Below are 24,591 nucleotides of genomic sequence, written 5' to 3' on the forward strand. Positions count from 1 at the left end.
CGAATTTTTAGAATTTAAGGAGACGAGTATGAAAAAAAGATACAAACTACTTCTAGGCATTTTACTACCATTACTTATTCTGTATATCTCAACGATGCTACTAACAAGGGACACCGATTTTACAACAGAGGTAACAGAGCGTCTCGATGTGAAGGAAATTCATGAAATTGAAGTCATTCGTTCTTCGGATGAAAAAACGATCATGCTTACAAATAAAGCAGAAATCGACCAAATAATGCAGCCATTAAAAGACCTGCCATTAAAAAAAGTATGGTTTGCTAAATCCGATTTTAAAGAAGCTTATTGGCTGACGTTATCGATCAATGATGACAGGGAAATCGGCTTACGTATAGATGATAATCACCATTTATTCGTTTATTTATATGAAGAAAATTATATGAAAGATTACAAGCTCAATCATGATGTCGATTTGACATTCATTGAACAACTTTTTCAGTAATAGTAAAACCCGTGCTTAAAATTGCGCGGGTTTTTAAATACAATGATAATTTTGCTGCATTGCCTGTATAGTTTCTATCATCTCTTCTCTCAGCTCAATTGGCTCCAATATCTCTAGATCTGCTCCCTGACTTAAAAACCACCTATTGATGTCGTTTCCAAACACATTTGCTTCAAATAAGTAGGCATGATCATTTTGCGATACGAGCTTGGCTGTCGGAAATCGATTGAAAACAGTTTGGGGGTACTTTCCTCTATAGAGAAATCGTATAGGCTCACTAACATCAATCAATGGCTGATCCTTGTGGAGCTCACCTATTTGAAATGTTTTATCCTGTTCACGAAGATGCTGAATACGATCCATTCGGTAAACAGTTGGACTATCTTGATTATCTGCTAGAACATAAAAATAGGGTGCTGAAAAGATCACAGCTAGAGGCTTCACCATCTTTTCGGTGGAGATACTTTCTCCCTCAGCTACATAATCAATTGTCATGACCTTGTTCTTTTGAATGGCTTCTGAAATGCTCCAAATGAATGGTACTAAGGATTGGTTATGTTGTACATCTACCTCTACCGATTTTTCCTTTAATACTATTTGAGCATCCTGATTTGCTGCCACAATAGAAATAAGCTTCTCCAACAGTTCATTCATCTCAGTCTTACTAAATGCTCTTGATTGAATTAGTATTTTAATAATAACTAATACTTGTTCTTTAGATAAACGATTATGATCTGTTTGTATTAGTTTATATACTTTTTCTGTACGGACATATTGTAAGCGGCAATTGAGTTTAGCCTTTCTCAGATATGTACGAATTTCGTCGATATCCCGTTGTATGGTTTTTTCACCAACCTGATGTGTCAATGCTTCCTGCTTCTTGTTGATTCCTTGGCCATCCATCAATCGATCAAATATCGAAAGAACACGATAGCCTTTGCTTTGTTGTGAATCTACCATATATCCCACTCTTTCTTCTATCATGCCCAACAGATTCTAAGTTGGGCATCATTAACCTTTACTACCATAACCATTATACCTTATCTGTATAATAGGTATTATACGTATCTTATAATAAAACATCATTAAAGCAGCACAATAGACTGTATTTCTAACATAATTAACTAAAATTTTACAATAAATTCGATAAACGCAGCATTTTTGCAATAAAATAAAGTAAAGCCATTGATTTCCGCTACAGGCGCAGTCAAGCTATTTCCCTCCGCTTCGCTTTCGCACAGAAAACATCCTCTCAGTCCAGAATCTCAACTTCCGCTTCTCCCGCAGAAGTCAGCGCTCTTCATTCCATCAGCTTCTAGATAAAGAACTCCAACTACATATGTTGATGAAAAGCAAGCGTTTGAGGTGACCAAGCCTATTATAATGTACAGAAAGTAAGAACTCATTCAACTTCCTATTTGGGAATTCTATGTGAAGGAAGCTGAACATTTACGATAGTTCTATAACATCAAACAAATCAAAGAAACCATTGAGCATGGTTTTACGGATGCGATGGGTAACTTTAAGTGGTCTAAAAAAATGTTCATGCAAGCGCTCCTTTGGTAATAGTTTACCAAATATTGAATATGAAAGAGAGAAAAAAATGACAAAAGCCATCGAGAGCATATCAAACTTCTCGATGGCTTCTATCCCCCAGTCTGAAACTGTTATTTAAATCTCACAGCCGTTCCATATACCAACACTTCTGATGTGCCATCCATTACAGATGAAGTCGCATAACGGACACCCACAATGGCATCTGCTCCCATTTGTTGGGCTTCCTCTATCATTGCCTGTGTGGCGATTTCACGAGAACGCACAAGCATCTCAGCATACTCTTTCATCTCGCCACCCACAATATTACGAAGACCAGCTATCATGTCTCGACCGATGTTTCTTGATTGAACAGAATTTCCTCGCACTAGTCCTAAAGTGTCGATAATGTCTTTTCCTGCTATCACGTCTGATGTAGCTAACAGCATGATTATGCCTCCTCGTTGTTCAATTTTTGTACGGCTTCCACAGCCTCTTCAATGGAAGACGTTATAACGCCATTACGTTTAATTAACCCCACAACAAATAGATTACGATAAACGAACTGATTCTCTAGCCCATCTCGAATTAGCGCCTCTATTTTTTGCATATTGTCTCGTCCTTGCTGACGAACATCTGTCAGTACACCAATAATAGGACGATTCAGCATAGAGAACGCACCAATTTCAGCGGCCACACCTGAATCAATTTCAACCCCATCCAATACAGCTATCAATACATCACTATTTTGCAGCATTTCTAAATCTGCTTGAGCAATGGCTAAGCTATCTGCATAGGCTGATTTATCATTGATAGCATCGTTTTCCTGTGGTACGTATAAAGCGATGTCTGGCACGGCCTCCCGAATAGCTGCTGCCAATTGCTCATTGACGAAGCGATCTCCTAAAGAAAATAATCCGTTTGCTAAATATGCTTTCATGTTTAAAACTCCTTAATCGAATGTTTTTTCAAATATAATTTTATGTCTTCCTTTTTCATCAAGAAATGTTGAAACGATATCAAAGCCATGTTTGAGATTGGTAATGAGCATGGCTTTGCGTGTATTTCTACCATATGTACGAACTTTTTGAAATCCTACTTCCTGAATAGCCGCATGCTGCGCCTTCATTAATTGACTAGCAATACCTCGCCCCCGCATTGTCACATGAACACCACCCAACCAACTATAAAAAACACCATCTGGATGTGGATAGCCCAGTTTAAAGCCGAATAGCGCCTCATCTTCAACTGCCAATAAACAAAGAAGACCTTCTTTCTTTTCTAGCTTTTCGACTGGCAGTTTGGCACCGTCAAAGACGTGAGCATGAATTTCCTGTAATGGCTCAAGCCAAGCATAGGGTATGCCTTCAATCGTCAAAATATGCATGTTCATCACCTCTGTCTGTCATTATAACAGTTCTATAGCCTGATGAAAAAGGCGGCCTTCTGCTCCGAAAGCAATCGTTGCTATCACATAAAAGCAACTATTTTAACCATTTTTCACCCATCCTATTTTCGTCATCCGTCAAATTCAGTATACTTGACCCACATAACAAACATACGTAAGGAGGAAGTCTTATTGACATTATTTACTAGTTGGCTAACAAATTCACTACGCCCTTATTTCGGTCTACATATGCTAGAAAATCATTGGGACACACATCAAATTCGAGAAGATTACTTTATTTGCTTCGAGGGGGATGTGATTAAAAAAAGAATTTTCGTTAATGAGCATAGCTACCAGGAAGCTGATGTGGACATTTTAACACGTAATCGTGAAATGATTGTCCCACAAACCGCACGTGGAAAGGAAAAGAAATTAAATTACACAACGATTTCTGCCGTGAAAGCAACAGGTGTTATTTTTTCTGCTGGTCTAGGCAATGAACACCAGCCATCAAGCTATATTACAGCTCGCAATGCAAAAACATATTATCAGCTTCCGCTTACAGGTTTTGAGCATTTAACGACTAAGTCGGCGATCATGGATTGGCTACTGCAATTTCCGACTCAGCTTCCTACAGATTACGCAGACAAGCTAAAAAAGCTGACAAAGATGAAAAGTTTACGTTATAAGGCTGTACCAGGCGATATTTTTCGTGTAGAGATTGATCTATTCGTCAACGGCTATGTGCTGGTTATTGGCGATTTACGGCAAATGCAAAAAGATCAGTTATTTGCAGAAGATAGTATTTGGCATAATGTGATGACTATGCCTTTATTTATTCGTCCCTATCTGTTGACCACGACAGAGCGTTTGCCTTCTCTTGAGGAAATTACCGCTGCTCCATTAGCTTCCCAAACACAAATCGTCATGGACGACTATTTTATGAGGGGCTGCTATGAAAAACTTGGTCATAAAACGTTAACAGAAGACGATATTTTATTCCCTCTAGGTTACGGACAGACTCTCCACTATGGGAAGGAGCCTCGTTACCGTCTTTCATGGGGCACAGGAACGATTAGCAAGCCAGCATCTATCACTACATTTCAAACAGGCAATCGTTTTACAAACCACGGTGTCTCTGCAGGCGTTGCAACTGATTGGTTGAAATCAGAGGAAGAAAATGCATCTAGATCACTGGCTCATCCGTACTATCATAAAGAACATCAACAGGCATTCGCTGAATTTGGCTTACCAGCAGATATTACTTATGATGAATTTAATCGTCAAACTGGCGGATTAACGCGTCATGAATATCTTCATTATCTCCATAAATCCGAAAATCGCTCACACAAAAAATAGAGGGAGTATCGTCAGGCTCCCTCTTGTCATTTTGTCGATGGTTGATTTCGCCCAATTATGACTTATAATATAAAGATATCATCAACCACTCCATCACTAGAGGTGCATTTTGTATGTATTTTGGCATTATTCCACTCATTCTTTTTGTCATTTTTCTCATTTCTTATTTAAAAGACCCAAGAAAAATGATCAATGGACTATTATTTAATCTATTTATTTGTTCTTTTCTGTTATTCTGCGTCATCGCATCTTTAGCATCTGACCATTACTTTTTAAGGCTCATTGTTATTATCCCTTTTATTGCCCTATTTATCTTGATTCCTTTTGGCATTCTTGCCTTAATGTTTGGTTTATTTTTAAATGCGAGAGTATTGATGAAGCGAGAAGGTCGACGTTTGGCCAATTCTTTAACATTACTTGTCGCCATAGGCATATTGCTATTTATCCTCTTACCGATTATCTATCCAGCGAGTGTGTTTTCAATCCACCTCCAACCGATCTTTGGTGGGATCTCGCTGATCACGTTTTATTTCTTTATCCATTTATCTAATTTTTTGTCCGCCTATTTTCTTTATCAATTCAATCGACCAAAGCTGAAGCAAGATTTTATCATCGTGCTAGGAAGTGGCTTGATCAATGACAAAGTACCGCCACTGTTAGCTAGTAGAATTCAAAAAGCAATGGATTTCTACCATAAGCAAGCAGCTGTTACTACGCCACCGACCATTATTTTCTCTGGTGGACAAGGTCCTGACGAGAATCTACCTGAAGCTGAAGCAATGCAACGATATGCGATTGAAAAAGGCATTCCAATTGAGCATACTTTACAGGAGAACCGCTCTGTCAATACCTATCAAAATATGTTATTTTCTAAACAACTGATGGATGATCGGAAACAAGGTAAGGACTATAACAGTATTTTTACGACGAATAACTTCCACCTATTTCGCGCTGGTATTTATGCAAGACTTGCGGGCTTGAATAGTCAAGGCATAGGATCAAAGACAGCCTTTTATTATTGGCCAAATGCCATGATTCGTGAGTATGTGGCGATTGTTGTGATGGGACGAAAACGACATATGAAAATGATTGGACCTATTGTTGGCATTTCCATCATCTTATCTTTATTTAGTTTTTTCTTTGTATAATGTCTTTCATATGGATTCGCGCACTTTCTATAGGAAGTGTCACGAATCCTTTTATGATTGGTCACACCATATAGTTCTTCATTTTTTGCTCAAATACCGTCTCGTAGTAGTATTTACGAGGATAGCTTTGTTCCTGCAGTACCTGATAGAGAATAGATTGACCTTCCTCGTAGCGAATGCCCTCATCACAATTGTCAAATAGTTTCCGAGATAACTGTCTTACTAGACAAACATCCTTCGCTGCCACCCTCCAACCAAATCGAATTAAATCCTGCTGATCTAGTGGATCACGATAAGTATCAAGTACAATACAGGCATGCGGCAGATGCTTATTAGCAAATACTAAAACATGCCCTGTATGAATGGACTGATCAAAAAAACGTTCGTAAATTTCTTTTATTGGCACTTGGATATTAAGCACATCCATAATGGCTTGCAATGTTGGCTGAGGAATATAATGATCATTTTCCTCATCTGGATAGTCAAGCAATTCCATGATGGAAGCCATTATCCAAAAATCACAGGTCACTTCCAATGACCTCCCTTTTTTATTGCTGCAAACAGCTGATTTCTTGTTCAATCCTTTGTATAAGATAGGCTAGATTCGACTGCCATTCTAGCCAACTCTCGGACTCTCTCCATAGTTCTGTCATTTCTCTCCCTCCATGCTGATCAGGCTTTTCATCTTGAATGTCCTTTAGATACTGTAAAATAAATGTCAAAGAGTCTTCATTTGCTGTCCAGTGCACTTGTACATTCTTACTTTCGTAACCATAGATTTGACCTGTATCAAGATATTGGCAATAAAGCTCTGCCAGTGCCATAGCGCTAATATCGTAGAAAAAATCGATATCCTCAAAGTTGTCTCCAAAAAAGCCTTTATTTTTCATCATCTGGACAATGCTCCACAAGGTAATCTGACTCGATTCTTTGTGATGCTTCATAAAATCTTGTAAAAAGCCCACTACATCCAAACCTTCGTCACTTTCCAATGCTTTGTATCCCCATGCACCCATTTCCCTACACTTCTCCCTTCATCTATCTAATTAAAGCTTTTCGCAACCATTTGTATTTAAAATTAGCACACCATCAGCGCACATTACTAGGGGGCGTCTCCCAATGAACATGTCAACAGCAAACGATCAAATTAGAAGCATGCTAGAGCTCGTTCCATATGGTTGCGCTATCAGGATTGTCTAACAGAATATTGTCTTATGAGTTGGCGTAGCTAGTCCAAATTTACAGATAGGAGCCAAAGTAAAACTGCATCTTATCTTGCGAATAGCCATCTTGTCCTCTCCAGGTAGCCATTGACATAAAATCCGTTCCACGTCCACGCTCCTTGCGATAATCATCCTGTGATACTAGTAAACCAGCATAGCCCCAGATTTCCATCACAGCATCTCGTTCATATTGATTGGACTTAAATACATCCTTCCAGCGCTTCTCAAGCTGTCTAGCTGCATCCGTCTCATTACAGGATTCTATTGCCGCTATCATCTGTTTTACTATCATTATATCTTCCTCACACACCGTAAACGTCTCTTGTTCTTTCACTAAACATTCTAAATCTAGCAAACAATATAAGAGCCAATTGAGACGAACACCTCCCCACTTCATTCGTTCAAAATTAAGCACATTTAAATCTTCATTTACATATTCTTCATTTGACATGATTTTCTGCTCATTACAGTACCCACAGCCACTATAGGATACTAATGTAACAGGTCGCTCATGATACGTGTGGATTAATAGGTCATGGGTAAGAGCCCAGCTGGATAAGGCACTGCGCAAATATACTTTACGTGTCGATAAGCTATGCAAAAATGCTGTCACCACAAGCTCCTTTGTTACACCTTCTTCATGAAGATGTCGTAACCTCTGTACACATTCATCATGAGTAATGGTTAATCGGTCAAACATCAAGCCCTTACTTTTGGCATACTGAAAATCTTCTTCTGTATAAGTATATCCGCCTGACCGCCATCTACCTGATTGCCAATAGGTTTGCATTAAAATTTTTTTTGCTTTCTGATCCATTGCACATTCCTCACTATCTATCACAGAATTTCAACTTTTCCTGTAGTATTTCTGCCATCTCTTTCCATGGTTGTTTCCAATAGGAGCTCGCTAGTTCTTCTTCTGTTTGTTCTAGCCAATACTCGCCTTCCATCAGTTCAAACATGTCCACCATGGTTATAGGTGCACATACTGGATTGGCTAACGCTACAAGCATAGGCTCGGGTCCATCATCCCAATTATAGCCATTCACAATGGCATGCAAAATGACAGCTGATGACACCTTACTTATTTCATGGCACATTGTATCAAGAGATTCCTCATATAAAATGGATTCCACTTGCAGCTGTTCTGCTGCCTGCAAGGTCAGTCGAATGGCTCCAGGCGTATCCAGCAATAAATCCGCAATCCCTCTATGGTCTCTAGCTGCATACCAAGCTGTAGCAGTAATCCCCTCAGGCGCCTGTAAATCTACACCCTCAGCAAGCAGTAATGAAACTACCTCTGCTTGCTTAAATTTTACAGCCTTTTTAAGCGCCGTATCACCTAGCTTATCTCGTGCCTCTAAATCAATATTTTGTGCCAATAGCAGCTTGATTGCTTCAAGTGGCATTCGATTTGTTAGGAAAAGCATTAACGGTGTTCTCCCACGTGCATCCCGCTCATTGACATCCAGCTTGCTTACCGCCTCTCGCACGTGCTCAATATCCTTAGTTTTACACACCTTCGCCCATTCCATTTAACTGCCCTCCTTTCATAAATCCATCCATTGCAATAATTTCTTCAGCTCATTTTTCATCGGTGCTTCTTCTTGCTTTAGACGTTGTGCGATCTTCTTGGAACTACCAAATATTCGATATAAAACAAATGCACGCTGGTAGTCTTCTTTTTTCTCCAGTTCTTGCACAAGTGCCGTAAGTAAGTCTAATCCCTTGATGTCCATGCCCTTTAATGGCTTAGCCGATTCACTCCCACCTAATAGAATAGCTACGAACACAGGCATCCCCTCCACTGATAGGCCGTGTACCTCCTGAAAAGCCTCCGCATAAGCATCCTGTACAGATTGATGCTCTGTATCCACTAGTGCCATATAATGTTCAACGAGCGGGAAATAAGCCTTACTATAAAGACCTAAGCCAAAGACCGCATAGGTGCCAGGCATCGCTGATTTTTCGCTCGGCTCGACATCTTGATACCATGCAAATTCCTCCATAGCAATCTGTGCATAATTCGCTACTAACGGAAAAAGGCTAGGATATTCAAGGCAATTGGCAAAAAACTGATGGAGCTTTGACTTGGCTAACTTTTTAACAGGAAGGTAATTTTTCACTTTACTCTTGAAGGTTAGCTTATAGCCCTTTGGAAAACCTTCCTGCAACAGTTGAATGATATAATGAAGCGCTTCACGATAAGCCGCTTCCTCTTCAACTATTACTCGTATATCAATTGTTTGTAAAACATCATTTGCTTGCCCTTGGAACATCTCACGCTTCCGCATACTTTCAAAACGACCGCTTCCTTTTTGCAAATAATCAACAGCTTGCTGTGAGCCCAGCTGTTTGGCAAGCTCAAGATACTCTAAACGGGTAGCTGGCTCTTTTTGACCAATTTTCAATGCTACATAAAGAAAGAAATTTAGCCTTTCCTGCTCCAGTTGCTGTACCATATCCTCAGTTTTCAGCACCCACTCTTGGATATAATCCCCTGTTTGTTCAAAATAGTACGGTAAAAATTGTTTCTCTGCCCAGTGCTTAAACGCCATTGTATAATAATAAACCCATTGGTCTAGACGCTCTTTATTGGCACGATGTTTTACTTCTAGTTGACAAATAAGTGGTTCGATTTCACTGGCTGACTGATGAAAAAAATGCGGATTGACTAAATACTGTGCAAAGAAAAATTCATCATGATCACTTGGTCGTATAGGTAGCTCAGCCATTACCTTTGTTTCAATAAATGTGGCCAGCTGCTCTTTCACTAACGCTAGCTTATGATCATGGAGAAGCTTTTTCTGATAGCTAAGCATCGTCCCGTCATGCTCAAATTCAAGGACTACTTGAAAATGGTAATCAAAAAATCGGAAACCATATTGCTCGGATTGAAACAACGTCTCCATTTTTGTACAGAGAGCCGAAAAAAGCTCCTCTATCTGATTTACTTTGGTAAACTCCTGTATGTATGGACCTGCTTCTACCCTATAGGCACTATCACTCCAACTAAATGGCTCATAGACATCAATAAAGATATTGCCATTAGGACTTTTCCCTTTTTTCCAGGCAACTTTTAAATAATGAAAGACACCTGCTTGTAATTTACTTTGTTCTTTTAAGTCCATTATCCGTTTACTTTCTTGTTGATAAACAGCTGTGAGTTGTTCCCACACAGCTGCTAGAAAATGTTCTACACACTGTTGCAATGTCTCACCCTCCCTTTCTACTTTTAGAGAAAAATCTCCCGCTAAAAAGCCTTAGCGAGAGATCAATCTTATCCGATTGTTTTCACAACCGCTCCTTCTTGATTTTTAATATGTGTTTTCAAAATTTGAAAGCTTACACCTGCTAAAGAAGACACAGTGAATTGGCTTTCTTGTGGTACTAGCTTTTGACTTAATTCTTCTACCGCTGCCCTGTTCAATGAAATGGTAATTTCCTGTCCATCCTCACGATAGCCAACTTGGGAATCCGCTTTAAATTGGATTGTTATTTGTTGTCCGACTAAGCTTAGGTTTTTATCTTTTAAAATACGCCCACGTAGTAATTTACTAATGACCTCTGCCTGTTTCGCCCCGAGTTGAATAACATTGGACTGTTTGTTAAACCAACCTTTTTTCCCAATCTCCCAAGCGAGCTGGTCTACAAAAAGAAAACCCGTATTGGAGCCATCTTCCTCCATTCCGTGCTCAACTGCTGCGACAACTTCTTGATTTTGCAGGAGAGAATTACGTGTTAAATCCGTAATATAGCTTGGTATTTGCTCAATACCAGCCTCTAGCACCCCAAGTGTATTCCACGTCTGCATCGCTTCTAGCTCATCCTCTGAAATACCAACCATTTGAATAAACTCCATTTTTCCATTTGGTGTATTTATTTCAGCAAGCTGTGGATCATATGTGAAGGCGAGTGCGGTTAATTGCGTGTCAGCATCAAGACAGATGGGTCCATTTGCATCTAAATAATCCCCTGCTCTAAAAACATTGCCACTATTAAAGACATATCTGCCCATATTTTGCAGTAAATTTAAAGCCCAAGCAGGTGGCTCCTCTTCATTCTCGTTGCGTACTAAGCGAAATGTCAGCTCAAATCCATACCCACTATATTCTTGATTGTCAAATTCTTTTTCATATAATTCCGAGAAACCATATGTAACAAAATGCCAATGCGGAATCGGGGTTTCACTTTTATAGGCACTTATCCCATCTAAAGGATCTTGTCCTCCTAGCGAGTAGGGAATCATGGTTCCGTAATGCATTGGCTCCTGCTCACTATACACCTGTCTTAATGCCTGATCAATCGCATCCCAACCAACTGCTGTTAGTTCTTCACTCATCTATATATCCTCCTTGCTGATGATTCAATCGTTACACATACGTACCTAGTATTTATGATAGCAATTTTATGGTAGTACTTTAACAGGAATAGGACTTATTTTCAGCTTTCCAGCAATTAGGTGTATGGTCATCCTATATGAGGTAAATATTACTAATAAAAAATCAGCAGGCAATCTTCTATTTTACGAAAAAATAAAATGGAAGATTGCCTACCTGATTCAATATATTGATATTAATACGTAATGAAAGGCATTTATAGATTGGAGTATGTCTTCGTTAGCCATACAGCATAACTGGCTCACGAGTAGCTTGTAAATAGTCTGCTAGTTTTCCAGCAAACACTTTTTCTAAATATGGTAATTGTGCTAGGCAATGAGGCGTCATTAATGCTGGATTTTGATAGATTTTTAGACCACCCACTTTTAATAGCGTCGCTACAAATTGGGAACAAAAATAAGCACGCTCACGTCTCACTTCCTTTTGCATCACCACACCAAAAAGACCGATAAAATTATATTTATAGCGATCCCGATTCCAATACATATAGCGCACAATTTTCATCATCTCTAAATATTGATAATGGGATATCCGACAACGATAAATGACACAATCGGCAGACTCAAATAGGCCTCTTTCTGCATCCTCTCGTAAAAAGCCCCCACTTAACGGATTGTTTAATTGCCTTCGACCAAAGCTATACATCTCAGAAAGCCCCTCATCAAAGGCTATGGATGCATGATTCATCTCTTTGCCCGTATACATGCCTATCGCTTTCGATAGTAATGTCCCTGTTTTAGTTAATACTATGTAAATCGTATGTGCCATATCTTCACCTACTCCAATATTCTCTCTCCTACTACCAATACGTTTTAAATCTTCAAATGGTTTCGTGAATTTCCTTTTTTTAATAAGTATACACAACGAATCTTAAATATTTCCTTAGTAGAACCTGAAGTTTTTCTTAAGATTTAGTTTTATGGGGGTGTATTTAGAATTGAATAGGTACGTTGAAATCAAGATTTCTATGATTTTTTTACTACCTTTATTTATATGAATTTAATTGTATTCTTATGTGGGGTATATTTGGAATCTGGAGACTTAATGCGGTTGCGATTTCCTCTAAGTTGAGTTCATCTCCCTTACATAGAATGTTCGTTCGCACATACGATAGAATATGTATTAGCAAGATAAAATTTATGGAATTAATTAAACCAGGTACTCAATTTAACGAGAACCTGGTTTTTTAATATTTTCATATTTAAATTTAAAATACATATGTAGAATAACAGAAATTATTAATCCTGCTCCGCAAACTATGTAATTGAATGTAGATGATAATGAAAAGGTTTTTGAAACTATAAAAAAAACTACAAAATATAGTAATATAAAAATTGAAGCTATTTGCCTACCAGTACTCATAAAAATCACTTCCTAAAATTAATATCGTTCAAATTTCTAAATTAAAATTGAAATTTTTTTTCGTAAAATGACTATTCTTATCTTTTCCATAGTTAATTTTATAGATTTTGTATAAAACGGCTTTTGAATCTATTATTTTATTTTGATGAATCAGTTGAAAGGTCCAGGTACCTTCTAATAAATTAGGCGTAATTTTTAATCCTGCATAATAAATTCGTTCACCATTTTTTTATTCCTCATTAAGCACTCACAGTCCACAAAATGCAATTTTCCTTCTGGGTTAATTATTTGAAAAATAACCGCAGAGTCCTCGGTTATATTTTTTAAGTTTGCCGTATAACAAATTGCTGAATCTAAGGTTGAAAATACTTTTGTTTTATTTATTACTTCAAAAGTGTTATTATTCAAATCTTTTCCTGTACTCGAATTGTTTACAACCACTTTATTTATTGGCTGGGTTAATAAGTCTTCAATATACGAAAAATTCATCTCATCAATAACATGAATACGATAGCAGTTAGGATCACAAACCCAAAATTGATCATTAATAATAAAAGAAAAGTATTCAACCTTACTTAATATTGAATTTTGATATGTAGGAATTAACCAAAGTAGACCATTTTCACTAACTAATTCTATTTTATTTCTACCTATATCCTTATCCAAATAAACTAATAACACAGAATCCAATTTAGTTAGACTATTATAAATGATATTATACATTTTTATCCTCATTAACAATAAAATTATAAAAGTAACAAGTTGATATAATCAACTTGTTACCTCTCTAGAACTATTTAGAACCACGAATTACATCATTATAAATATTATTTACAGATCTATCTCCAAATTCTAAAAGCATCAAAGGATGAATTGACGCCAAATTTCTGGCGTTCATAGTCTCATTTTATGGCGTGCATATACATTACACGCCAATTAAAGGAGGTGAAATTGGCGTGAATTGGCGTTTGTTTATTCCTTCATATGACAAAAGAAACAATTTTACTTAACCACAAGTAAACACTTGATTTTTTTACTTTTATAATTCTCATTTTAAAATGATATTTTCACAAAACTGTAATACTTTATTTCAGGATAGCTACTTCGCTGTTTTATAATAATTTTCAACCTTTCAAAGTCACCACCTGCCATAATGCCATTATCGAATTTATCCAACTGCTTCTTTAGTTATTGAATTTGTAAATTTTATAATGTCATCATTCTTTTTAATTAGTTCATTACGGTTACTCATAGTCATAGCATGGCTAATGCTTTGCAAGAAACTATTCCAACGATCTGCACTTAAAATTCGGGGAGCACAGTATTTACCGTTCCAGTTCTGATGCTTTTTCACTCGCTCAATACCCTATTGGAGTACTTAGTGTACAAAAAACTGGACTGGACAACTAGAAAATAATAGCTATTAAAAGTCACTCAGATACAGTGAACCATAAAGTTGAACTATAACTACAATGAATTTCTTCATTTTATTTTAGTTGACTGCACTACATCCAAGTTTCACTAGGCATAGCTACGGTCAAATCGCTAATATCAACCTTATTATTAACTGATTAACTATTAAATAACCTCGTTAAATACACCTGTTGACATAAATAAAAATAAAATATAAAATTGAAATTGTTAACCAGTTAACTAAAATAAAATAAGGCTAGGTGACACAAATGGAGAAAAAAAATGATGTTATAGAAGCTTTGCAACGATTAATTACAGAAAGAGAATCGGCTGACAGAAGAAGAAAAGGAATGAAAGTCAGTCAGGAGGAAGCAATTGTTTCAGATTGGACATTGACACAATTACACATTGTTGCAGCAATTAAAGAGAAAGGAAAGGCGAATAACATCACACTCTCAGAAACTTTAAATGTTTCGAAACCAGCGATTACAAAAGCAGTAAAAAAGCTATTAGAGCATAATATCCTTGAAAAAATGCAGCAAGAAGATAATAAAAAGGAAGTATATTATATGCTAACAAAATCAGGGGAGATGCTTGCGCTTATCCACCATCAATTACATGAGCAGGCAAAAAATCGTTACTTAAGTATCCTTAATGATTTTAACACTTCGGAATTAGAGACAATTATTCGATTTTTAAACGCTATTACCGAAAACATGAAGTCACATTAAAGCTGTAAAAGGAGAATGTATATGTCTCGACTAGCTCAAACGAAAATACTTGCATTGTATTTGTTAAGTATAAGCAGTTTCTTCGCTTCTTTAAATCAAAATATTTATACGCCTGTCATTCCACTCATTCGGGATTCATTTAGCGTATCTATTAATTGGGTGAATTTCACTGTCAGTAGCTTTATTTTTATCATAGCCATGGTTCAAATTTTTTTAGGTGCAGTAATAGATACCCAAAATCAAAAACGGTTGTTGATCTTTAGTTTCTTGTTAATTAGTATCTCAACCATCGTCTGTGCATTTACAACCAACTTTTTAGTATTTATGGTCTTTAGGGTTGTTCAAGCCATTGGAGCTGGTGTTATTCCCTTGGTTACGATAAATATGATTTCACACTTATTTGATGGTGAAGCAAGGGGGAGCGCAATGGGGACGTATCAAATACTACTTTCCCTGGCCCCAGCAGTTTCTCCAATAGTAGGTGGAATATTAGGCGAATATTATGGCTACCAAGGTATTTTTTTATGTCTATTTCTTATTGCAACCCTATTACTTGTGTTTATTATGCTGGCATTTCCTAACAACGGAAAAAGAAATAACGGTCAAGAAAATGCTAGTAGCTTTATCCAAATCTATCGAGCCATTTTTTTGAATCGTGTCGGTTTAATGACGATGACGGTAAGCTTTTTTGTCTTCTTTATTTACTTTGTCATTCTAGTATTTTTACCGATCTTGCTCCACGATCATTATCATATATCGTTACAAAACATTGGATTATTATACTTACCTTTAACTGTTAGTATGATTTTGGGGAGTGTTATCTTTAAAAAAATACAGAAGAAAGTGACGTTGAAAAAGCTATTTATCACTGTTTTATTTTTCCTCCCGTTGTTAATTATAGCTTTTGGTTTCCTACATACTCAATCAATTATCGTATTAAGTACCCTGTTATTTGTGTATGGCTTAGCAATTGGATTTGCCCCTCCACTATTTTCAACGATTATAAGTAATGAATATAGCGAATATAGAGGAGCTGCCTTAGGACTGTTTAATTTTATTCGCTATTCAGGTATGGCAATCGGTGGTATGTTTTCTGGATTAAGTCTTGTTCTGCCAAGTACCCTCCTCTTTGTTTTTTTGGGTGTTTTATTTTTTCTTATTTCGCTATTTCAGTATTCTAGTTTAAAGCATTGTACTATGTAATAAATATGGTTGCTAGTAGGTTGAGCTATCTTCAAAAATTGGCCGCTTCCCCCATAATTATTATGGTATAATAAACCAATAAGGAGGTTTTCATACAATTATGGAATTATTACTCGGCATTATCCCTGTTTTTCTGCTATTATTTTTTTATCTTGTCCCAGTTGTTTTCATTGTTTGGTTCTTACTTAAATTTATTAACTTACAAAAGGAACAAACTGAAATATTAAGAAATATTTCCGATAAGCTAAATAATTAAAAAAATAATAGACAAAGTCCGAATTTCGACTTTGTCTATTATTTTTTTGTGCTGATTCAAATTGTTAGGATGAGCTATTTTTTATATCAATTTACTTTCTTTTAGTAAATCATAAATGATTGTATCCTTTGTTTTATGAATACCTAATTTACCGATTTGTTTTAAGATAAATGGCGCATCTATATCTGTCAATTTTTTACCATCTAGTAAGCGAGCCGTTGACGCTAATAACGTACGAATATCAAAGGCAGAAGCAAATACTTCAGGAACCCCTCGGTCAATTGCTAATAATTGATAAACCGCCTCCATTGCTGTTCTTACTGAATATTCTGTTGTGAATACGGTATCTCTTTCAGTTTCACTAAAATTCCCTATAAAGGCTAGGTTTACAGATCCTTTTGGGACAACTAACGGACGATCGCCTATTGCTCTCGGCATAAAGTAAGATGTGATATATGGCATATAGCATGGGATTGTCTGACAAGAATTTTGCGCTAAATCTGGAATATCCTCAACAGGTACACCCATATGGTACAACCACTCTTGTGCTATCTCACTGCCACTACATTCCGTAATACTTTTTTTAATAAAATCCCCTGGCTTATTAGATAGTAAACCATAAATCCAAACAACTAATTGATCTTTTGGTTGATTTTTAAAATGAGGTTGTCGATTCAATGTATAGCTTAGCATCCAATTCGAATCTTTTGCTGTTACAATACCACCCGTAACGACCTTCCCCGCATATGGATCTCTTTTACTAATCTTTTCAATATAAGGTGCTACTCGATCATCTAATGTAGTGAGTGTTGCTGAAACAAACCAACTTTCTTTCGGCAAATTATCACAGAATTTTTCTGGTCTTCCAAACGCAGCATCTTGGGCAGCGATGTTTTTCCAAAGAGACCAGCTTCCTCCTAAGTCAGTTGTTTCAGGGGCTGGTGTGTTATTGTCTCCATACGTTGTACTTTCCGTAATACTACCATTTGTCACAAAAACCAATTCATTTTCGGTTAGCTCTATATTTTTTTTCTCACCATTTTGCTTTAACACTAATGTATGAGCTACCTTTTTATCTCCAACATTGTCAATTAGAACATTTTCGACAACCGTATTATATTGGAAATCAACATTATGTTTTTCTAAATAGTTGATCATCGGAAGTACTAGGGATTCATACTGGTTATACTTTGTAAATTTCAGTGCAGATAAATCTGGTAATCCACCAATATGATGGATAAAGCGCATAATGTAACGACGCATTTCCATAGCAGAATGCCATTTTTCAAAGGCAAACATCGTGGACCAATACAGCCAAAAATTCGATTCAAAAAATTCATCAGAGAAAACATCTGTAATTTTTTTATCCTCTAGCTTCTCTTCAGGCGTAAAGAATAATTTAATCATTTCTTCAGACGATTGATCGGATAATGTGAACTTTCCGTCATCCTCTAATCTTTGTCCTCGATTCTCCATTAATCTACATTTTGAATAATTAGGATCTTCTTTATTTAACCAATAAAATTCATCTAAAACCGAAGCATTTTCTATTTCTAATGATGGAATGGAACGGAATAAATCCCATAAGCATTCAAAGTGATCTTCCATTTCTCGACCACCACGAATAATAAACCCTCTTGTCGGATTTAAAATTCCGTCAAGACTACCGCCTGAAATATCTAACTCTTCAAGAATATGAATATTCTCACCTTTCATTTGGCCATCACGAATTAAAAAACATGCGGCTGAAAGTGAGGCAAGCCCCGAACCAATCAGATAGGCTGATTTTTCATCGACACCCTCGGGTTTTTTCGGACGTGCGAAAGCTTCATAATTACCATTACTGTAATACATAATATCGCCTCCATAATTATTATTCCAATATAGAATAACACTCATTGGCACCTAAATGGGAAAAAGAAAGATAAATTAACAAAAAATTCAAATTCGATAGCATGTCTCCTAAATGGATGCTCGTATCATTTGACATCACATCTTCTTGTATTTTTATAAATCATTTCAAAAAACCCTTTTTTAAAAAGGAATTATACAGTATCTACAAATTACATAGCTCCATCTCGATAAAGCATTTATACACTGTTCCATGCTCATTCATTATGCTATACCAGTGGGATAATTATACAATTTTCCGGTTGTTAAATTTGCATAATTATTATATTAAAAAATCTTTTTATAACTAAAAACACCTATTCACTGATCATTCTTTTTTCGGATCTCTCATTATCTCGTTTAAAATGACCTGTAATAGCTAATAATAATGGGACTTCTTTGATTTTAGCCTGCTACTTTCACTGACGCTACAATTTACATACATTACAAATAGAGGTGTTTAAATTGACTACATTCGGAAAATCTATATATATCACATTCATTATCGTTGTATTTTTATTATCAACAGGATGGGATTATTTTAAAAATGGGCATTGGGCGTTGCTTGAAAATCTTTTCTATTCGTTATGGGTGGCAAGCTTCTTATTCCTGACATCATTTATACTTAGAAATAAAAAAAATGACACAAAAAACCAAAGCTGATGGCGTTATTTAATAGGTTACCCATTAAAAATCACTCATGATATTGGCATGAGTGATTTTTTGATAAATCTATCTAGATGGATAACTCCAAGAAGCACATTGAATAAATGATAAATCTTGAAAACGTTTTTCTAAATTTGTTTGGAGGACGATGTTCAAAAACAAGTGTATATTGTTAATATCCAAATTAAGTACTTCTAATCTGCCCCTTTAGCACAGGAAGCGAGTGTACTAAATTGAACAATTGCTACCCGTTAGTTTAAGCAAATTTTATATTTCTCTTGAAAGAATTTTCCACCAAAGTATAGAGTATGCCTGCAATACCAAAAATAATAATAGAACTAATCATGCTTAAATTATATTCATTTATAAAACGGGCATATATTATTTAACGTGCACTATTAGTTTAAAAGAAAAAAAAGAGCTGCCGATGCAACTCAATGTTCTTCAATACTTATACTTATTTAATATTTCTTTTGGAATATGACAATAATCATTTGGACATCTAGCTAACCTATCTTGATGTTCTTCTGCACTTCTTACATAGTTTGTAAGAGGTAATACTTCAACAACTATAAGATCGTAATCATTTCTCTCATCAAGAAACGCCTTCGCCTCTTGTAAGTGTTCAGGCTTTTCACTATATACTCCCGTTCTGTATTTCTCGCCAATATCCTGTCCTTGTTGATTCAAACTGTATGGATCAATGATTTCAAAAAAATATCCCATTAATTCCCTGATTGTGACAATGGTCGGATCAAATTCCGTTTTTACACATTCGGCGTACCCATCATAATCACCCTCCAGTGTATGACCTGTGCCATTAGCTCTTCCTGCTTCTGTAAACGTAACTCCAGGTAAAGTTTTTATAAAAGCTTGTACTCCCCATAAACATCCACCTGCAAAATATACTATCTCCATACTGACTCTCCTTTTTATTTAAAAAAATTCATTTCAAGTTATATAGGAAGAACAAATGTAATTACTAAGTCTATTACACATTAAAATAATGACAAATTTTATTATGTCACATTATGGTCCGATTGTTGAACACAAGTCAAGCAACGCTCTTTAACTAACTGCGTCGTTAGTAAAAAAGCGTCTCTGTGTATGGTGGGAGATTATTAGACCAGCTATGGTAGGAGGCTGGTCGCGATTAACCTTTTTTACTTACAGTAATCATCAAAAGACATCATTACTTTAAAGAAAATTTTTCGTTTTTTCTAATTTACACACAGTGGTAATGTTTATAACCGTTTACACATACATTAATGGCGGGATAGCACCTTTAACATCGCCCCCAAGATGTTTTTGTACAATGCTATCCCTTTTGTATGCAATAAAGAATAGATCAACATATCACTACATTCTTCAGTAACACGGTTGCATTCATATTGTCTTAAATGGCCTTCTTCTTATAAAGTTGAATTTTATCAGTAACTTCCTTGCTGCTTTGTTTTCTTCTGTGAATAGTTTTTATCTTTACTTAAAAGAACCCCCTCTTGCTTTTTTATGTAAATCAATATTCCCACTGAAAATCAGAAACCCAATTATAACTCCTATTCCTTTAGGATAATGGCAATTTAACAAATAACAGAGGCTACGTTTTAATGTAAGTCACTTTATTGGCAAGAACCTCTAGCCACCACCTTCATATATTATAATGAAAGGAGTGGCTATTGTGCCTTGGCAACATAAAATTGCTTACTTAATCGGTCAGCCTGTCGGTGTTTCTTTGACAAATGGTCAAGGTACTTCAGGTGTCCTCTGTGGTGTTTCAGATGGGAAACTACTTGTCCTTGAATATTTATATCAAAGTCAATTCGCCTTAAAGCAATATGATATTCATATGATTCAAGATGTCAACAGCTTTCCCCCTTGTCAGCAGCCGTTATACTAAAAAACATCCGTCTAGGATGTTTTTTAGCTTCTATTCCTTTATAGAAGGCTAAGGAAACAACTCCCGCAGCCTTCTCTTAGGTTTTTCTAGCTTTTTTATATGGACTTATAATTAAAAGCTAGTGTCTGAGATAGATAACTATCTTCAACAACTAGCTCAGGCATACTAATAGTAATGTAAAGTTCTTTCAACTTTACGTTATACTCCTTTATGGTACTTGAGGTCACTTTCGTCCAAGTGACCTCCTTTTACACCTACCCTTTTGTTTGTTTCATCCTTTTACCCTATCAAACGGAATCATTGGCACATCGATACGACAAATTCGTTTTTGTAGGAAGGAGGGAAACAATGGGAATTAATTTAAACTTTTGGTCATTTATTTTTTCTTTAGGTTGTACCCTACTATTTTTTCTATCAGGCACATTGAAAAACTTTTTTGACACCTACCTTCATGTTCATCCATTGACATTGACACTACTTTTGTCCATTGTCTGTTTCTATCTTAGCCTTATGGGCATGAAAGATGTAAGAAATTTAACGACCTTGCTTCGGGGAATATTGACAATGGTTATCACACTTATTTTGATTATTAGTATTTCTTTCATTTTATTTTTCGGTCACTTATTAAGTTAAAAAGTCCAAACTTGCATTATTTTTATACAAGCCTCCTTGACGAACATTTGTTCTGTAGTTAAAATAATAAAAAAGGAGGCTTTTTTATGCAAACAACAACGAGCATTGAATTAGTACATTTCTCTGAAGACTATGCGGAGCAATTAAACAGCTTTGAACTACCTGAAGAACAACACCAGTTTACAGCCCTTCCAAAAGAAATTACGATCGAAAAGGTTGGACAATATCCTATTGTCATTTTAAGTAATCATGTGCCAGTTGGTTTTTTTGTTCTTCATGCAACGGATAGAGTAAAAGAATATTCCAGTAATCCCCAAGCAATGTTACTAACCGCTTTGTCTATCGATTATCAACAGCAAGGTAAAGGTTATGCTAAAAAGGCCATGTTTGCACTAGCTGATTTTGTCAAACAGGAATTTAAAGAATGTAACGAAGTGGTGTTAGTTGTCAATCATAAAAACACGGCTGCCCAGCATCTATATGCCAAAGTTGGCTTTGTGGACCACGGAGAAAGAAGAATAGGCCCTATTGGTGAGCAAATCGTTATGAACTTGCCGCTTTGAAGTAAACGTCACTCATTTGCATTGTTCAAATGAGTGACGTTGCTATTTTTATGGTCCTTTCCTTATAGAACTAACACTTCATCACAAATAATGTCTATAAAATCCTAATCATGTGTAATGATAAAAACAAATTTATTTTGATTTGCCATGTGCTACACCCATTTTTGCCCCATCTAACCCGCTAGTAGGCTCATCCAGTGGTACAATTTGTGCATCAGCTACAGAATACTGCTGCTAGTGATGCAGGGTGTCTGTCCTTTAGTGGGACAAGCAAAAAATTTTCTAGTGCTTCGATCGCCTTGTTGCTTAGAGTCTCTGTTACTTGCCGGCCTAACATGATTTCATTCCCAACACTTGCCACATAAAGTGGATAATCTGGGTCCTGCATGACAAAATAGGTTAGCTTACTTCGCTTTGATGGTGATAACACTTTATCCTTTAAAAGAATTTGTCCTTTTTGCTGTCTGTATAGCCTCACTAATACCTTACAAAGCGTGGTTTTCCCTGCTCCATTTGAATGGTGCCTCCCCATTGTCCATAATTAGCCTGCTTCCGTATAGTTAACATAATATCGTTATGTTGTACGAATGCATGTGTGATGGTTTGTTGTAATTTTTCAAGCTCCCATTCAGCGCATTGCGACTATAAGAGAGGCCCAAGCTAACAGTCCACCCTACTCTGTTGGATGTCGCATCACGTCCCCACATATTTCTAACAGCACAACCGCAATGTATTTTTATGTGTGATAATCCTTCATCAGCATCTGGTCCTTCCCAAGGCTTAGCCCGCATTGCTCACTAATGGCTCACCCAATGTAGAAAACAATGCCTCATGCATGATAATAGTATTAATTCCCCAAAGCGCTTTGCTAATTCCGTTCCATCTGCATGGGCTACCCCCAACTGTTTGGATGCCCATTGTATTTAAATCGGCTTCCATATGTTTGTAATTTAGTTAAATAACAGAGATTTTCCATATGGTATAATCAGGGAATATACAGTGTTTTTTATCATAATGACAATTTTGACAATGTCTAATGCACAAATTGGTCGTTTACATCGCCTATCAAAAACATTTGAAAATATAGAGACCGTTAAATACATTAACGATTGGTATGAGAATGAAGAATATGCTTTTCTGAAATATATCCCTAAAGAAGAAAATATAATTAGAGAAATTGCAGATGAGGTTTTATCCTCAATAAAGGATATTCCGAAAAAACAGTCAGATTATGGTTTGATACACGGTGATTTATGGTTAGAAAACATATTGGTAGATAGTCATAATAATTTTACGATGATTGATTTTCAAGATTGCGAAAAAAACTTCTATATATTTGATTTAGCTGTTCCAATCTATAGTGCGATGGAATATTCATTTGTAGGAAACAGTAATATTGTTGACTATGGTCGTTCTATATCTAACGCAATAATTGAAGGGTATCAGGAAGAAAATTCTATATCATCAGAGATGTTAGAAAAACTCCCTCTATTTTAAAGGAAATTTTTGAATACAGTTTAATGCATATGTATTGGGACATAGAAAAATTAACTGAAGAACAAATACGAATAATGAACCATTTCAGGATAAGAATTGAGCATAAACACTCCCTTCTGAAAATTTAGGTGAATTTTGTCTATTCAACTAACAGAGCTTTAGTTGAATAAGGCTCATTTAATTAATCAAATAAAAATCTCATACTTAACTCCATTTTGATCAATATTTTTTCAAAATGGAGTGTTTTTACGTTTGCTGATAAATGAAGGAAAAATTTTCTTTAATCAATCTTTATTTTAAAGCTACACGTATATGATGCATCAACAATTTTTCCACCTGTGATTTCAGAGCTTGATTTGCATAACGAAGTACTACATCATTACCTGCAGTGGCGACTTGTACGTCACTAAAGTATTCATCTACTAGTTGCCAGCCTACTACTCGTATACGTTTTTGTGCAAGTTCTCCTTTGAGGTGAAAATATTCCTGTCTTAGATCCTTTAGCAATGAATCCATCATTGGAAGAAATACCGTTTTCATTTTAAACTGCTCCAATCTACAGTAGTCAACCTGTAATGATTTAACTGCTAGCTCTAACAAAAGATATTTATGCAGTAACTGTCTTTCGTTGGCTTTAATCATAATAATCAGCATCCAGTTGAGCTGATTGAATACTTTGAATTGGAATACGTTTCGTTATAAGTAGTGTTTCAAGTATGAGTTCATTAGTATTAATCGATTTAATTATTCCAGTCCATTGTGTGATTTTGTAGTCCTCCCACACTTCTAATTTTATGTGCAATTGCTGATTAAAAGCTTGATCAATTGCTTTTTGTAGTTCTTCCAGTTCCCACTCAGTCAATTCTCTTGGCTGTTCTGGATGCTCTTGTTTATACTCTCTAAGAAGCTCTAAATGCTCCGGCAACATCATCGACGCCCATTTAATATGACCTCTGTCTTGTATCATTAA

Annotated in this window: 24 protein-coding genes and 1 pseudogene; 8 read left to right on the forward strand and 17 right to left on the reverse strand. The window is 36.2% G+C overall.

What is annotated here, in order from left to right:
• Positions 1 to 28: 28 nt before the first annotated feature.
• A complete protein-coding gene (locus tag NST76_RS12180) occupies positions 29 to 460 on the forward strand; it encodes a hypothetical protein (RefSeq protein ID WP_342543924.1) in 432 nt (143 codons plus the stop codon).
• A gap of 33 nt (positions 461 to 493) precedes the next feature.
• Here NST76_RS12180 and NST76_RS12185 read toward each other — a convergent pair whose 3' ends face one another.
• From NST76_RS12185 to NST76_RS12200, 4 genes are all read right to left on the reverse strand, one after another.
• Entirely contained in the window at positions 494 to 1,420 is a 927-nt protein-coding gene (locus tag NST76_RS12185; protein ID WP_342543925.1) for a WYL domain-containing protein, read from the reverse strand.
• 707 nt (positions 1,421 to 2,127) lie between these two features.
• Positions 2,128 to 2,442: a YbjQ family protein gene (locus NST76_RS12190; RefSeq protein WP_036117142.1), complete on the reverse strand. Its 315-nt coding sequence runs from the start codon at positions 2,440 to 2,442 to the stop codon at positions 2,128 to 2,130.
• Positions 2,443 to 2,444: 2 nt separating this feature from the next.
• Positions 2,445 to 2,933 carry a nucleoside 2-deoxyribosyltransferase gene (locus NST76_RS12195; protein ID WP_058843648.1) on the reverse strand — a complete coding sequence of 163 codons (489 nt, stop codon included), beginning with the start codon at positions 2,931 to 2,933 and terminating at the stop codon, positions 2,445 to 2,447.
• 12 nt (positions 2,934 to 2,945) lie between these two features.
• Positions 2,946 to 3,380 (reverse strand): GNAT family N-acetyltransferase, encoded by a 435-nt coding sequence (locus NST76_RS12200; protein ID WP_058843647.1) that lies wholly within the window; start codon positions 3,378 to 3,380, stop codon positions 2,946 to 2,948.
• A gap of 192 nt (positions 3,381 to 3,572) precedes the next feature.
• Here NST76_RS12200 and NST76_RS12205 point away from each other — a divergent pair, with 192 nt between their 5' ends.
• Both NST76_RS12205 and NST76_RS12210 read left to right on the forward strand, forming a co-directional pair.
• Complete coding sequence (locus tag NST76_RS12205) at positions 3,573 to 4,739, forward strand: immunity 26/phosphotriesterase HocA family protein (RefSeq protein WP_036117149.1); 1,167 nt, start codon at positions 3,573 to 3,575, stop codon at positions 4,737 to 4,739.
• A 113-nt stretch (positions 4,740 to 4,852) separates the two neighbouring features.
• A complete protein-coding gene (locus tag NST76_RS12210) occupies positions 4,853 to 5,887 on the forward strand; it encodes a YdcF family protein (RefSeq protein WP_342543926.1) in 1,035 nt (344 codons plus the stop codon).
• A gap of 61 nt (positions 5,888 to 5,948) precedes the next feature.
• Here the strand turns inward: NST76_RS12210 and NST76_RS12215 are convergent, their stop codons facing one another.
• From NST76_RS12215 to NST76_RS12250, 8 genes are all read right to left on the reverse strand, one after another.
• Positions 5,949 to 6,416 carry a hypothetical protein gene (locus NST76_RS12215; protein WP_342543927.1) on the reverse strand — a complete coding sequence of 156 codons (468 nt, stop codon included), beginning with the start codon at positions 6,414 to 6,416 and terminating at the stop codon, positions 5,949 to 5,951.
• Positions 6,417 to 6,435: 19 nt separating this feature from the next.
• On the reverse strand, positions 6,436 to 6,903 hold the full coding sequence (locus NST76_RS12220; protein WP_036116920.1) for a DUF4259 domain-containing protein: 468 nt from the start codon (positions 6,901 to 6,903) through the stop codon (positions 6,436 to 6,438).
• A gap of 223 nt (positions 6,904 to 7,126) precedes the next feature.
• Positions 7,127 to 7,927 (reverse strand): hypothetical protein, encoded by an 801-nt coding sequence (locus NST76_RS12225; RefSeq protein WP_036116923.1) that lies wholly within the window; start codon positions 7,925 to 7,927, stop codon positions 7,127 to 7,129.
• 13 nt (positions 7,928 to 7,940) lie between these two features.
• Positions 7,941 to 8,645 (reverse strand): DUF4274 domain-containing protein, encoded by a 705-nt coding sequence (locus NST76_RS12230; protein WP_342543928.1) that lies wholly within the window; start codon positions 8,643 to 8,645, stop codon positions 7,941 to 7,943.
• Between the two features lie 15 nt (positions 8,646 to 8,660).
• On the reverse strand, positions 8,661 to 10,322 hold the full coding sequence (locus NST76_RS12235; RefSeq protein WP_342543929.1) for a DUF6138 family protein: 1,662 nt from the start codon (positions 10,320 to 10,322) through the stop codon (positions 8,661 to 8,663).
• A gap of 68 nt (positions 10,323 to 10,390) precedes the next feature.
• Positions 10,391 to 11,452: a suppressor of fused domain protein gene (locus NST76_RS12240; RefSeq protein ID WP_036116930.1), complete on the reverse strand. Its 1,062-nt coding sequence runs from the start codon at positions 11,450 to 11,452 to the stop codon at positions 10,391 to 10,393.
• A gap of 277 nt (positions 11,453 to 11,729) precedes the next feature.
• Positions 11,730 to 12,278: a hypothetical protein gene (locus tag NST76_RS12245; protein WP_036116978.1), complete on the reverse strand. Its 549-nt coding sequence runs from the start codon at positions 12,276 to 12,278 to the stop codon at positions 11,730 to 11,732.
• Positions 12,279 to 13,067: 789 nt separating this feature from the next.
• On the reverse strand, positions 13,068 to 13,595 hold the full coding sequence (locus NST76_RS12250; protein WP_342543931.1) for a hypothetical protein: 528 nt from the start codon (positions 13,593 to 13,595) through the stop codon (positions 13,068 to 13,070).
• Positions 13,596 to 14,554: 959 nt separating this feature from the next.
• Here NST76_RS12250 and NST76_RS12255 point away from each other — a divergent pair.
• Positions 14,555 to 15,016, forward strand: coding sequence for a MarR family transcriptional regulator (locus NST76_RS12255; protein WP_058843643.1), 462 nt, complete (start codon positions 14,555 to 14,557; stop codon positions 15,014 to 15,016).
• Between the two features lie 21 nt (positions 15,017 to 15,037).
• A complete protein-coding gene (locus NST76_RS12260; RefSeq protein WP_058843642.1) occupies positions 15,038 to 16,219 on the forward strand; it encodes an MFS transporter in 1,182 nt (393 codons plus the stop codon).
• A 337-nt stretch (positions 16,220 to 16,556) separates the two neighbouring features.
• Here the strand turns inward: NST76_RS12260 and NST76_RS12265 are convergent, their stop codons facing one another.
• Both NST76_RS12265 and NST76_RS12270 read right to left on the reverse strand, forming a co-directional pair.
• Complete coding sequence (locus NST76_RS12265) at positions 16,557 to 18,329, reverse strand: oleate hydratase (RefSeq protein ID WP_036116942.1); 1,773 nt, start codon at positions 18,327 to 18,329, stop codon at positions 16,557 to 16,559.
• Between the two features lie 1,146 nt (positions 18,330 to 19,475).
• Positions 19,476 to 19,949 (reverse strand): peptide-methionine (S)-S-oxide reductase, encoded by a 474-nt coding sequence (locus tag NST76_RS12270; protein ID WP_036116946.1) that lies wholly within the window; start codon positions 19,947 to 19,949, stop codon positions 19,476 to 19,478.
• Between the two features lie 760 nt (positions 19,950 to 20,709).
• On the opposite strand from NST76_RS12270, the gene NST76_RS12275 reads away from it, so the two are divergent.
• Both NST76_RS12275 and NST76_RS12280 read left to right on the forward strand, forming a co-directional pair.
• Positions 20,710 to 20,928, forward strand: coding sequence for a hypothetical protein (locus NST76_RS12275; RefSeq protein ID WP_036116948.1), 219 nt, complete (start codon positions 20,710 to 20,712; stop codon positions 20,926 to 20,928).
• Between the two features lie 719 nt (positions 20,929 to 21,647).
• Entirely contained in the window at positions 21,648 to 22,124 is a 477-nt protein-coding gene (locus tag NST76_RS12280; RefSeq protein WP_036116951.1) for a GNAT family protein, read from the forward strand.
• Positions 22,125 to 22,338: 214 nt separating this feature from the next.
• On the opposite strand, the gene NST76_RS12285 is transcribed toward NST76_RS12280, so the two are convergent.
• On the reverse strand, positions 22,339 to 22,602 hold the full coding sequence (locus NST76_RS12285) for a hypothetical protein (protein WP_170829824.1): 264 nt from the start codon (positions 22,600 to 22,602) through the stop codon (positions 22,339 to 22,341).
• A 563-nt stretch (positions 22,603 to 23,165) separates the two neighbouring features.
• Between NST76_RS12285 and NST76_RS12290 the strand changes: the two are divergent.
• Positions 23,166 to 23,749 (forward strand): annotated as a pseudogene (locus NST76_RS12290) (phosphotransferase); the annotation flags it as partial.
• A 163-nt stretch (positions 23,750 to 23,912) separates the two neighbouring features.
• Here the strand turns inward: NST76_RS12290 and NST76_RS12295 are convergent.
• Positions 23,913 to 24,263: an aconitate hydratase gene (locus NST76_RS12295; protein ID WP_340809133.1), complete on the reverse strand. Its 351-nt coding sequence runs from the start codon at positions 24,261 to 24,263 to the stop codon at positions 23,913 to 23,915.
• The gene (locus NST76_RS12300) at positions 24,256 to 24,588 is read right to left on the reverse strand and encodes a YolD-like family protein (RefSeq protein ID WP_058843639.1); all 333 of its coding nucleotides are present in this window, start codon (positions 24,586 to 24,588) and stop codon (positions 24,256 to 24,258) included. The genes NST76_RS12295 and NST76_RS12300 overlap by 8 nt, the downstream gene beginning before the upstream one ends.
• Positions 24,589 to 24,591 lie beyond the last annotated feature (3 nt).

Source organism: Lysinibacillus sp. FSL W7-1291 (assembly GCF_038593415.1).
GTDB classification, from domain to species: domain Bacteria; phylum Bacillota; class Bacilli; order Bacillales_A; family Planococcaceae; genus Lysinibacillus; species Lysinibacillus fusiformis_D.

What these genes read in the sequence shown, in the direction of transcription:
- NST76_RS12300 (WP_058843639.1), bottom strand. Translation starts at nt 24,588, where the DNA reads ATGATACAAGACAGAGGTCATATTAAATGGGCGTCGATGATGTTGCCG.
- NST76_RS12195 (WP_058843648.1), bottom strand. Translation starts at nt 2,933, where the DNA reads ATGAAAGCATATTTAGCAAACGGATTATTTTCTTTAGGAGATCGCTTC.
- NST76_RS12255 (WP_058843643.1), top strand. Translation starts at nt 14,555, where the DNA reads ATGGAGAAAAAAAATGATGTTATAGAAGCTTTGCAACGATTAATTACA.
- NST76_RS12250 (WP_342543931.1), bottom strand. Translation starts at nt 13,595, where the DNA reads ATGTATAATATCATTTATAATAGTCTAACTAAATTGGATTCTGTGTTA.
- NST76_RS12220 (WP_036116920.1), bottom strand. Translation starts at nt 6,903, where the DNA reads ATGGGTGCATGGGGATACAAAGCATTGGAAAGTGACGAAGGTTTGGAT.
- NST76_RS12270 (WP_036116946.1), bottom strand. Translation starts at nt 19,949, where the DNA reads ATGGAGATAGTATATTTTGCAGGTGGATGTTTATGGGGAGTACAAGCT.
- NST76_RS12240 (WP_036116930.1), bottom strand. Translation starts at nt 11,452, where the DNA reads ATGAGTGAAGAACTAACAGCAGTTGGTTGGGATGCGATTGATCAGGCA.
- NST76_RS12230 (WP_342543928.1), bottom strand. Translation starts at nt 8,645, where the DNA reads ATGGAATGGGCGAAGGTGTGTAAAACTAAGGATATTGAGCACGTGCGA.
- NST76_RS12280 (WP_036116951.1), top strand. Translation starts at nt 21,648, where the DNA reads ATGCAAACAACAACGAGCATTGAATTAGTACATTTCTCTGAAGACTAT.
- NST76_RS12180 (WP_342543924.1), top strand. Translation starts at nt 29, where the DNA reads ATGAAAAAAAGATACAAACTACTTCTAGGCATTTTACTACCATTACTT.
- NST76_RS12265 (WP_036116942.1), bottom strand. Translation starts at nt 18,329, where the DNA reads ATGTATTACAGTAATGGTAATTATGAAGCTTTCGCACGTCCGAAAAAA.
- NST76_RS12190 (WP_036117142.1), bottom strand. Translation starts at nt 2,442, where the DNA reads ATGCTGTTAGCTACATCAGACGTGATAGCAGGAAAAGACATTATCGAC.
- NST76_RS12185 (WP_342543925.1), bottom strand. Translation starts at nt 1,420, where the DNA reads ATGGTAGATTCACAACAAAGCAAAGGCTATCGTGTTCTTTCGATATTT.
- NST76_RS12200 (WP_058843647.1), bottom strand. Translation starts at nt 3,380, where the DNA reads ATGCATATTTTGACGATTGAAGGCATACCCTATGCTTGGCTTGAGCCA.
- NST76_RS12210 (WP_342543926.1), top strand. Translation starts at nt 4,853, where the DNA reads ATGTATTTTGGCATTATTCCACTCATTCTTTTTGTCATTTTTCTCATT.
- NST76_RS12225 (WP_036116923.1), bottom strand. Translation starts at nt 7,927, where the DNA reads ATGGATCAGAAAGCAAAAAAAATTTTAATGCAAACCTATTGGCAATCA.
- NST76_RS12260 (WP_058843642.1), top strand. Translation starts at nt 15,038, where the DNA reads ATGTCTCGACTAGCTCAAACGAAAATACTTGCATTGTATTTGTTAAGT.
- NST76_RS12295 (WP_340809133.1), bottom strand. Translation starts at nt 24,263, where the DNA reads ATGATTAAAGCCAACGAAAGACAGTTACTGCATAAATATCTTTTGTTA.
- NST76_RS12245 (WP_036116978.1), bottom strand. Translation starts at nt 12,278, where the DNA reads ATGGCACATACGATTTACATAGTATTAACTAAAACAGGGACATTACTA.